General features: G+C 45.3%; 7 protein-coding genes. 2 read left to right on the plus strand and 5 right to left on the minus strand.

Features of this window, described 5'->3' with window-relative positions:
* Positions 1 to 79 precede the first annotated feature (79 nt).
* Entirely contained in the window at positions 80 to 649 is a 570-nt protein-coding gene (locus H7T97_RS08185; protein WP_003010925.1) for a TetR/AcrR family transcriptional regulator, read from the minus strand.
* 129 nt (positions 650 to 778) lie between these two features.
* On the opposite strand from H7T97_RS08185, the gene H7T97_RS08190 reads away from it, so the two are divergent.
* Entirely contained in the window at positions 779 to 1,621 is an 843-nt protein-coding gene (locus H7T97_RS08190) for a DegV family protein (RefSeq protein WP_201090014.1), read from the plus strand.
* Positions 1,622 to 1,814: 193 nt separating this feature from the next.
* Here H7T97_RS08190 and H7T97_RS08195 read toward each other — a convergent pair whose 3' ends face one another.
* From H7T97_RS08195 to H7T97_RS08210, 4 genes are read right to left on the minus strand one after another with little or no spacing between them, the layout of a single operon-like run.
* Positions 1,815 to 3,461, minus strand: coding sequence for a hypothetical protein (locus tag H7T97_RS08195; RefSeq protein ID WP_201087741.1), 1,647 nt, complete (start codon positions 3,459 to 3,461; stop codon positions 1,815 to 1,817).
* Positions 3,451 to 4,194 (minus strand): ABC transporter ATP-binding protein, encoded by a 744-nt coding sequence (locus tag H7T97_RS08200; RefSeq protein WP_155167631.1) that lies wholly within the window; start codon positions 4,192 to 4,194, stop codon positions 3,451 to 3,453. The genes H7T97_RS08195 and H7T97_RS08200 overlap by 11 nt, the downstream gene beginning before the upstream one ends.
* 39 nt (positions 4,195 to 4,233) lie before the next feature.
* Positions 4,234 to 5,865, minus strand: coding sequence for a M20/M25/M40 family metallo-hydrolase (locus H7T97_RS08205; RefSeq protein ID WP_201090016.1), 1,632 nt, complete (start codon positions 5,863 to 5,865; stop codon positions 4,234 to 4,236).
* Positions 5,866 to 5,887: 22 nt separating this feature from the next.
* A complete protein-coding gene (locus tag H7T97_RS08210) occupies positions 5,888 to 8,998 on the minus strand; it encodes a CocE/NonD family hydrolase (RefSeq protein WP_155167627.1) in 3,111 nt (1,036 codons plus the stop codon).
* A gap of 172 nt (positions 8,999 to 9,170) precedes the next feature.
* Between H7T97_RS08210 and H7T97_RS08215 the strand changes: the two genes are divergently transcribed.
* A complete protein-coding gene (locus tag H7T97_RS08215) occupies positions 9,171 to 10,652 on the plus strand; it encodes an alpha-amylase (protein WP_118095313.1) in 1,482 nt (493 codons plus the stop codon).
* Positions 10,653 to 10,932: the final 280 nt, after the last annotated feature.

A 10,932-nucleotide genomic window follows, 5' to 3' on the forward strand; every position in this document is an offset into this window, starting at 1 on the left:
ATACCGAAATTTTTCGACTGGGGCAACTTCCTCACTAGTTGGAAATAGTTGCAAGAAAAAAACCACCTCTCGGTGGTGATTACTTCTTCTTTTGTGGAAAGAGGGGGAGCCCTAGGGTCGCGATCTTCTCAGCGGGGATCTTCATGCCATCCTTAATCCATTTGGAGATGACAGAGACAATGGCTGAGCTCCAGAAGGAATTGAGGTAGCTACCAGCGCCATTCGAGGAGCTGCCATTTCGTTTTTCTAAAAAGTCATAGACTGCCTTGGTCAAGAGCCGTTCGAAATTGTAATCAATGGCTAGACTAATTATCTTGGCTTCCTTCTTGACTTCCTTAAAGAGGTAGACCCAGACTTGGTAGAGGTCTGTCTTAAGGTTATAGCCATCTAAAGACTTGGTAATCTTTGCGATACTAGATTGAAAGATGGACTCTAGAATCTCTTCCTTGGAGTCATAATTTCGGTAAAAGGCCGCGCGAGAGACACCGGCACGCTGAACCAGCTCAGAGATAGTGATCTTTTTTAGATCTTTTTTCTCCAGCAATTGCAGGAGAGAGATTTCGATGGATTCTCGTGTAATCGCATTGTTTTCTCGGTTAAATCGTTTGAGATTTTCCAAGGATTTCTCGGATATTTTTCTTTCTGCCATAACATTTACTTTCTATCTGTCTCACCTGATGATATCTGCTTGGATAGCATTGTACTTCATGATATAATTGTAAAAGAAGACATACTACTTGTCAATGTACATTTTTATACAATTATGAGGTATGAACTGATGAAATGGAAAATTATTGCGGATTCAGGCTGTGACTACCGCTCTTTGGACAATCTGGCACCGGATACGGAGTTTGTCAGTGTCCCATTGACCATCCAAGTGGGAGAGACTATCTACACAGATGACGCCCAACTCAATATAGATCAGATGATGGAGAAGATGTATGCGACTACGACAGCTTCTAAGTCTGCCTGTCCGAGTCCTGATGACTACATGAAGTCTTTTGAAGGGGCTGAAAATATTGTCGTTGTGACCATCACTGGAACCCTTTCAGGTAGCTACAATAGTGCTGAGGTGGCCAAGAAGATTTATCTAGAAGAGCATCCGAATACCAATATCCACGTCATTAATAGCTTGTCAGCTGGGGGTGAGGTGGACCTGATCGTTCGCAAGCTCAATCAGTTGGTCGCTGAAGGCCTCGATTTTGATCAAGTGGTCGATGTGATCACGACCTACCAGTCTAAGACGAAGTTGCTCTTTGTTTTGGCCAAGGTTGATAATCTGGTCAAAAATGGGCGTCTCAGCAAATTGATCGGGACAGTTGTCGGGCTCCTCAATATCCGTATGGTTGGGGAAGCTAGTAAGACGGGTACTCTTGAGCTACTCCAAAAAGCACGGGGCCAAAAGAAAGCGATCAAGGCTGCTTTTGATGAATTAATCAAGGCAGGCTATAATGGTGGACATATCACCATCGCCCACCGCAACAATGAAAAGTTTATCGAGCAATTCTCTGAATTGGTTCGTGAAAAATTTGCCCGTGCAAACATCGAAGTCCTTCCTACTTCCGGACTTTGTAGTTTCTACGCCGAAGAAGGCGGGCTCCTCATGGGATATGAGATTTAAGTTACCACTAAAAAGAGGCTAGGACAAAAGTCCTAGCCTCTCAATTGTTTTTGGATTGTCGAGCAAGACGCAGTGGTTGAGTGGGCTCTACTAAGCTGATTTCATCAACTTTACAGCCCTACTCAACTGTGCGGAGGTGGGACGACGAAACCGAATTCTAACGAATGACCGATTTCTGTCCTACTCTCTCTTTTTATTCTCCGATCTCTTGGTAGAGAGTGCGGATTTTTTTGCGGTAGATGGTCGAACTGATCCCAGCTCCGATTAGCAGGATGACACTATAAAGGATCACAGCCAGCAGGGTGCTGACGGAATGATAGGTCCAAATGAAGCTAACAATGATCAAGAGAAACATCACAAAGATAAAGACAATCAAGAGGATAGACTGAAGAACTGCATTCCCACGATGACGGGTCATCAACTCTGTGATATTGGTCCAATTGGTACTAAAATTTTGAAAATCTTTGACATAGTCTCGAATGCAGATCGGAATGGTGGTTACGACCCAGATCAGCAACATGGCAAGGATGGCCAAGGGATGCACACCAAAATAGAGACAAACACCAACCAGAAGAATGACAGGAAGAATGGATTGCACCAGATAGAGCAACCAAAATTTCATAAAGAGATAGCGTTTAAAATCAATAGGGAGCGATCTCAAGTATTCAAAGTTTTCGCGCTCTAGCGAAATACCGATACTGGTCAAGCCTCCAAAACTATTGAAAACACCGATCAAGATGGCAACAAGGGTCAGTGGTACCAGATACTGGGGTGTTAAGTAAGGACTGAGGCCCCCTATATTTTTTGATGCTCCTGCTGCTCCACTGAGGAGGAAAATATATGGCAGAATACTCATCATCAAGAGGACTTGCACCATAAGGGTTCCATCGCTCAAGAGTCTGCGATGATACTGAATGACAAATCGTCTAAAGGAGTCTTTCTGACCCACATGGAGCACTTTCACGCGCTCTTTAACGGTTTGGTTGGTCGCAACTGCAAGGGCCGCATCATAGAACTGCGGGATCACGATTTTGCGAACCAGGCCAATCAAGACCAAAAGCACCAGGATCCAGCCTAAGAGGCCCAGGAGCGCTTCTCCATCAAAAGGATTGAGGATGAACTGATGAAAAGCCGTAAAAGGTGGAAATAGAATGGGAATATCCGTTCCACCCGACACCTCTACCCGGTGAGTTTGGACTAGATTGAGATAGAGATAAGCTCCTAGACTCAGAAGGGAACCAATTCCGACCATGATGTTGGAGACCAGGGTCGTATGTTTTTTAAAAAACACGGTCTTGGTAATCAAATGAGCTAGGATGATCGTCGCTAAAAAGAGAACGCCTAAGAGAATTAAGGCACAAAAGAGGCCTAGCAGGATCCCTAACGGATTGAAGCCGCCTGCTTGGACAGGCAGAATCAGAAAATAGCTGACCAAGGGAAGGATAGCCATGAGGAGGGTCAGGATGACCGAGATACTCTTTCCAGCAATGACTTCCGCATCTGAGAAGGCATAGGGCCGGTAAAACTGGAGGTCCTTGCTTTCATAAAAGACATTGTAAAAACTCATAAAGCCTTGGGAAATGGTCATCAAGGAAAAGAGGGCGACCATATTGACAAAGAAGGCTGGTTGATGGACAAAATCATAGATGCTAAAGAGCAAGCCAAATATGAGGAAATAGACCAATCCTAAAAAGAGGTAGTTGAGCACCGATTTGCGGGCGACATTGAGTTTGACGTCCGGTTTTTTGGCCTGTTTGGCACGTAATTTTGCGATCTGAGCGGGCTGACTGGCATAGATGATATTGACATTGACCAGTTGCTGGATAATCTTAAGACGCATGATCGCCACCTTCTTCCTTACGACCCGCTAGGCTGAGATAGATACTTTCCAGACTTTGTTCGGGATGTTGGCCCTTCAATTCCTCGATCGTCCCATAGAAAATGAGATTACCCTTTTTGAGAATGGCGATTTTATCACAGAGTTGTTCGGCCACTTCTAAGACGTGGGTAGAGAAAATAACCGTCTTGCCGCGATCCGCATGCTGGCGCATCATTTGTTTTAAATCGTAAGAAGCCTGTGGGTCCAAACCGGTCATGGGTTCGTCCAATACCCAGATATCTGGATCTGACAAGAGGGCTGCAATGACGAAGACCTTCTGGCGCATCCCATGTGAAAAGGATTCAATCACTTCATAACGGTGGCTCTGAAAATCAAAGATCCTAAGAAGCTCTTCCAAGCGTTGATCACAATCTTTCTGACTCATATCATAAGAAGTCGCAACCAACTCCCAGAATTCATTGGCTGTGAGACGCAAGAAAAGATCTGGCGAATCTGCCACATAACCGATCTTCTTTTTGATCGCCAGTCGATGGCTATAGAGGTCCTGACCATCCACTTCAATGGATCCAGTGGTTGGGGTGATGACACTGACCAGGCTCTTGATGGTTGTGGACTTGCCAGCTCCGTTGTGGCCAATCAGTCCGACAATTTGCCCATCTTCGATGGTCAGATTCAAGTGGTTGAGGGCAATATCCCCATCGTAATCTTTGGTAACTCCGTGAAATGTAATCATGCTAACTCCCTAATTGATCCTCATTGGGACCGTTTTTTCTTATTCTGTTGATAAGCGATCATCGAAATGGTAGAGCAATTCTAGCAGATAGTTTGGAATGGTCTCCAAGAAGTCTTCTTTGTAGACCCGCTCTCCTCGCTTATGCAATTCTTTACCCCATGGTCCTAGATTAACTGCCGGAACCTGAATTTGGGCAATTTTTTCCAGATCCAGATCATAGACCTGGGCTGGTGTGGCTAGGCTATCTAGGACGACTTGATAAGAAGCCACATCCTTTTCCAAGGCACAATAACTGGTGTCGTTAATCCCCAAAAAGTATTCTTCGACTTTTAAGAGGTAACCTCTTGTGTCCAGATACTCGCGGTAATCAGTGATGAGGGACACGATATTGAAATCGGTATTGTCTAAAAAGCGGCAATTCATGGAAGGATAATATGGGGGCGCAAAACCGATGACCACCATGGGATCTTTATCTCCGAGAAACTCAAGGAGTCGCTGGATTTGCTGAATCGCAAGGCTTTGGTAGCTGGTCCCATTACGAAAATCTTGCTCCGCTTTTTTATTAGAAGCTTCTCTAAAGGCTTGGTAGCCCTCTAAGGCTTGGCAACGTTCCTCTAGTTCTTGATAGGTGATGACTCTTGGCCTTGCAATAATGTGGTCTTGTCCTGCCTGATCCTGCAAATGCTCGTACTTCTTGTAAAAGGCGTCCAAGGCCTCTTGACTATGCTCATAGATTCGTTGCAAGAGCTCTTGGGGTGTTTTCTTCAAATGCAACACACTGAAATAACCAGCCGCATACAGCACGGTCGATACATCGTACTGCTCCTTCAAATCTCTGAGATAGGACCAAGAAGGAAGGGGAGACGTTTCTCCCAACGCCTGATCTGCCAGATCGGGATGAAGATCTAGCTGGCTTGCGATGGCTACTAGGAGCGACAAGGCATTGATCCCTTTGAGGGGCTCCTTCATATGGGACAAGACACCTTGCGCCACAACGACCGGCATGAGTTTGCCAACTGTACCAATGTGAAGGACCTTTTCTTTTCCTACTTCCGATTCAAAGGGCTCTGAATCCACTGCTAATACATAATTCAGATCAAAGGTTTCCTGCAAATCTGTGAGGAGACCCAAAGCTCCTCGCATCCCACGTGAATAGGATTCCTCATCTCCAACAGAGAGATAGAGCAGATTGACCTGACCTTCTGAGGGAGCTGCTGCATAGGCTTCCAGAACTCCCAATTGCAGGGCCAAGGCTGCTTTCATATCGCAAGAGCCTCTGCCAAATTTCCATTCTCCAGAAGCTAAATCTGCCTGCATATCGGGTCGCCTATCCAATGTTTTCAAGGCTTCTGCTACTTGATCAGAATCGAGCGCGATCTCCGACAAATTTCCATAGTCTTCTAAATCGACTGTATCATGGTGGTGGAAAAGGATAACTGTTTTTTTCTTGCCCTTATCGACCAAGGCCCAATTGACCGACCGATGCAAGTGATCCTGAGGCACCTGATAGCGCCCAAAGTGGTCCGGATGTTCCTTGAAATAGGGGATCTGGCCAATCCGTTGATCCAGGTAAGCTTCGATTCCTTGCTCGGTCTCCGTGTTGGTGAAGCTTGGAATCGCCAAGGCTTCGGTAAAAATCGTTTCGATGCTCTCTCTATTGGTGGTTTTCACTTTCTCTCCATCCTTTTTTCTATTATTCATCTTTGTGAGCTTTGCCAAGTGACAAGAGGCTGGTGAGCATGAGTCCTAGGAAGCCAAAGAGAGTCCAAGGGCTTGTTGCTTGACCTGTTTTTGGAAGGCTCGGTTGGCTTGTCGCTTCGATCTTATCTTTATCAGCTCTTTGAGCCAATTCTTGTGCAGTTTCTTCTTTTTGTTCCTTACGGAAGTCCATCGGATCCCGACCATGGCTTGGTTTTTGAGGGATTTCAGAAGCAGCTGGATTAGTTGGCGTCATTGGATTACTTGGAACAATTGGTTTTTCTGCTTGATCTACTGGACTTGGGTCTTGTTCAGGATCTACTTTTGGTTGAATGGTTGCAATTGGCAAGATCCGATCTGCCAATGTGGCATACTCTGTATCTTTTTCGCTCGGTTGATAACGGAACAAGAGAGACCGACTGTTTTCTACGATTGGAATCGTTGCAGAAATAGAATCTGTCTTGAAGGTCACTTCATAAGGATCTGCAAAATAGATGTAATCCGGATCATAGGTGTGCAAACTCAAAACCAGTCGATGGCCTTTTTTCACTGTATAGAGATTTGGTTGCAGATACATGGTGTAATCATGATATTCATTTTCTTTCAGATCAATAGAATGACTAGAACTTGCTGAGTCATAGCGAGATGCTGGATTGGCCAGATTCATCCAACCACGCGCAATCACCACACTCTTAACCTTGTGGGTCTTGTAACGTTTGAGAGGCAAGGTTTCAAGGTTGCTACCATTCCAGTAGCCTGTCTCATCGATGGTTTCTTTTTCCAATGTGCGCGTGCTGTAGCCATCTTTATCATAGGTGATTTCTTCCTTGACCACATCAAATTCCTCATCGGAAACATCCATCAGAGTCGCACTGACATGGGCATGGTTCTTGTCTCCCTTGACAAAAGCTGCGCTAAAATGCACCGGAATATGACCTTTGATGGTCGTATCTTGGTCGACGGTGGCTGCATAGGAAGCCGCTACTTCTGAGGAATGGAAGGCCGCATCCTGGTTACGTGTAGTCCAGTTATTTCCTGTACCATAGTAATCGCCAGTTACTGTCACATCCTCCCGTTTAGAGTAGATTCGAGCGGAGATGGCATTGTTGGTATCCCATTTATCAAAACGACGCCATTTACTTGGATCTAGATTGTCCTGAGCTGTTACTTGTGGAAGGTTTTCAATCCCATTTTCAATACCGTAGAGGTAATGGCTATACCAGAGATTCATCAGGTCATTAAAGGCTTGGCCTGCGACTTCTGTCCCTGACCAACGAGTAGATGGATAGATGTGATTGCCCTGGTGGAGCAAGACCTTGGGATCAATCCCCGCCTTCTTATAGGCTTCCAGCATGAGTTCAAAATGTTTTGGTTTGACATTGTCATCATTGAGCCCTTGGATAATGAGAGGGGCCGCCTTTAAGTTGCTTGCATTTAAGGTGTAGTCGCGTTTGGCATATTCTTCGTTGTAATTATGACCATCCTTGTGTTGGAGCTCATTGAGTTTGGTGATATAGGCTGCATAGTAATCCTTGACCTTGTCCCAATCTTCCTTATCAAGGATTCGGCCTGAGGTATAGACAGACAGCCAAGATAGGTCATTGGAAGCTCCGGTATCAAGAGGAGATCCTTGGCTGTTGAAATGGTCATACCAACTAGCAATCCCTGCAGCTGGCACAATGGTCTTTAGGCCTTCCACACCAGTAGAAGCTACACCAAATGTTGTCGTACCTGCCCAAGATAAGCCTGTCATGGCGACGTTTCCGTTGGACCAGTCCGCCTTGACTTCCTGGTTGCTAGTCTTATCTGAGTAAGCTTTGCGTTTGCCATTGAGCCACTCAACGATATTTTTATAAGCAGCTACTTCAAGGTCAGAGCCGGTCGTATTGATCCCGTCTGATCCTTTTGAGCCCAAACCACTACTGGTCACCACTGCATAACCACGAACTAAGAAATAATTGTACCAGTTGAGATTTTCATAATCATAATGCGTATAATCTTCAGAGCTTTCACGTGGATTGACGTAGTACCAATCCTTTGGATCAGTTGCTTTGGCTACTTCTTCTGTCGTAACAGTCTTGGTTGCTTGGCGTTTGGCAGGTTTTTCATAGAGCTTGGCCATATCGAAGTTTCCACCTTCTTTGAGACCAATTGCCTCTAAGGTACGCTCTTCTGTTGTTCCTGTTACATAAGGACTAGCTTCAAAAATGGTCGCAGCTTTATAGTCCCCATTGACAGCAGCTTTTGGCACCTGCACGAAGGTCTTGACCAAGTCAGGCTTGCCATCTCCATCCGTATCATAATCAGTTTCCACATAGACAATATAGCGGACGATGTCACTCTTGTCATAGGAGTAATGCTCCGGATCGTCCCCTGGCGTAAATGGGAAAATAGGTTGTGCTTTGCCATTCAAAAAGAGAGGTGTCTTCTTGTCAGCTCGGTAAGCGGCACGGAGCTGTTTGGCTACATCAACCATCGAAGTGAGATTAGTGACTGGAGCAGAGCCCTCCACTCCTTCCTTGACCATCCCTAGGCTCTTGGCAAAAGCTAATCGGTCTTTATCAGTAGATCCGACTTGATTTTCCTTGGTAGAAGCCCAGTTCAATAGTTGATTGACTGCCTCCGTCACAGTGACTTCTTTTTCACGATCCTGATCGGTTACAGTTGCACCAGTAATTTCAGCCAAGTCTCCTTGGGTTACTTTTGGAGCTGTGCTCACCTCTTGACTGCCAACGGTAGGCGTCGCAGGCGCAGGGCTTGGCTGATTGGCTAGAGTGGACTCAACAGTTGGGGCGCTCACTACCGCTGGACTTGACGCAGGTTCTTCATGTAGCTCAGTCGTCGGAGTAGTTGTCGGAGCGGTTGGCGAAGTGGTTGGTCTGTTAGTTTCTGAAACCTCTTCCACTTTTTCAGGATGTACGGTTTCTTTAGTGTCTCCTTGTGTTGAGGTCACTGTTTCAGTAACTTCAGGACTTGCCGTAGAAGGAGTAACCGTCTCCTCAGTAGTTGTGCTGCTTACTTGGTCTGCTTGCACATGCTGGGCGAGTACAGCAGGGCTAATCAGTAAACCTGCAACGAGTAGAGAAACAAGAGTTGTTTTTTTCATAAAATGGTCTCCTTTCACCATTTTCAAAGTCAGTCCTAGCGGAGCCTGACTCTATTATGTTATATTCTCACTTCATTTCTTTCATGTATGCGATTTCTTTTCTAGAAAGGGCTTGCTTCCAGCGCAAACGTTTGTCCCATCCAACTATTTTTGGTAAAATAGGGACATTCACATGAAAGAAGAAATAAAAATGGAAAATCAAACCTTAATGCAATATTTTGAGTGGTATTTGCCCGCTGATGGGAACCACTGGACGCGTCTTGCTGAAGATGCGCAACACTTAGCAGACTTGGGTATTCGTAAAGTCTGGATGCCACCTGCCTTTAAAGCTACATCTAACAATGACGTTGGGTACGGAGTCTATGACCTCTTTGATTTGGGCGAGTTCGATCAAAAAGGAACGGTTCGTACCAAATACGGTTTCAAAGACGATTATCTTCAAGCCATTCAAGCCCTCAAAGATGCAGGGATTCAACCAATGGCCGATGTCGTTCTTAACCACAAAGCTGCTGCAGATGGCTTAGAAGAATTCGAGGTCGTTGAGGTCGATCCGATGGATCGAAACAAGATCCTTACCGAACCTTTCACCATTCAAGGATGGACCAAATTCACCTTTGATGGCCGAAATGGCGCCTATAATGACTTCCACTGGCATTGGTACCACTTCACCGGTACGGACTACGATGCTTCACGTAATAAAAGTGGGATCTACCAAATCCAAGGGGACAACAAAGGTTGGGCCCATGGAGATCTGGTTGACAAGGAAAACGGAAACTACGATTACCTCATGTACGCCGATATCGATTTCAAACATCCCGAGGTTGTAGAAAATCTCGACCAATGGGCTGAATGGTTTATCGAAACAACAGGGGTTGAGGGCTTCCGTCTGGATGCAGTCAAACACATTGACTCCTTCTTTATGAAGAATTTCATCCACAATATCACCAAAAAATATGGTGAAGATTTCTACGTCTTTGGTGAATTTTGGAATGGGGACACAGAAACCAACGATGAGTACTTGGAAAGCATTGACTACTTATACGACTTGATCGATGTGGCCCTCCACCAAAATCTCTTCCGAGCTAGTCAAGAAGGTGAAAATTTCGACCTTCGAACTATTTTTGACGGAACACTAGCGCTCAATCATCCTGAACAGGCCGTAACCTTTGTGGACAACCATGATACCCAACGAGGGCAAGCCTTGGAATCTACCATCCAAGAATGGTTTAAGCCTGCAGCCTATGCCTTGATCTTACTTCGTGAAGCTGGTTTGCCTTGTGTCTTCTATGGAGACTACTACGGTATCGAGGGCCAATTTGCGCAAGAAAGTTTCCAAGGGGTCCTCGATCGACTCTTATGGGTTCGTAAAGATCTGGCCTATGGGGAAGAAACGGACTACTTCGATGATCCTAATTGCATCGGTTGGACACGTTCAGGTTCAGAAGAATCAGCACCAATCGCCTGCTTGATTTCCAATAACCAAGCTGCTACAAAAGTCATGGAGATCGGCTCATCCTACGCAGGCCTCACCTACTATGATGTACTAGAAAATTGTAGCGAAACCGTCCAAGTCCAAGAAGACGGTACTGCTGAATTCCCAGTGGCAGAGCGCTCCGTCAGTGTCTGGGTAGCCCAAGATAAAGAGGGGCAATAACCTTTATATGTAATTTTCTCCTAGGATCTACACCTTCCTAGGAGAATTTTTTCCTGTAAAAATTTTATAGGAAATACAGCTTCATTTTAGCATTATAAGAAAGCGCTGTCAATGGGTATCGCGTCTATTTGAAAGAAATAAAGAGCATCAAAAAAAGCTGGAAAAATTATCCAGCCTTCGATATTTGATAGAAATAACTGCATGACGCAGTGGTTGAGTGGGCTCTACTACGCTGATTTCATCAGCTTTTACAGCCCTACTCAACTGTGCGGAGGTGGGA

This window comes from Streptococcus parasanguinis (assembly GCF_016648925.1).
Classification (GTDB): Bacteria; Bacillota; Bacilli; order Lactobacillales; family Streptococcaceae; genus Streptococcus.

Coding starts and splice junctions, on each gene's coding strand:
- H7T97_RS08215 (WP_118095313.1), top strand. CDS start 9,171: ATGAAAGAAGAAATAAAAATGGAAAATCAAACCTTAATGCAATATTTT.
- H7T97_RS08210 (WP_155167627.1), bottom strand. CDS start 8,998: ATGAAAAAAACAACTCTTGTTTCTCTACTCGTTGCAGGTTTACTGATT.
- H7T97_RS08195 (WP_201087741.1), bottom strand. CDS start 3,461: ATGCGTCTTAAGATTATCCAGCAACTGGTCAATGTCAATATCATCTAT.
- H7T97_RS08185 (WP_003010925.1), bottom strand. CDS start 649: ATGGCAGAAAGAAAAATATCCGAGAAATCCTTGGAAAATCTCAAACGA.
- H7T97_RS08190 (WP_201090014.1), top strand. CDS start 779: ATGAAATGGAAAATTATTGCGGATTCAGGCTGTGACTACCGCTCTTTG.
- H7T97_RS08200 (WP_155167631.1), bottom strand. CDS start 4,194: ATGATTACATTTCACGGAGTTACCAAAGATTACGATGGGGATATTGCC.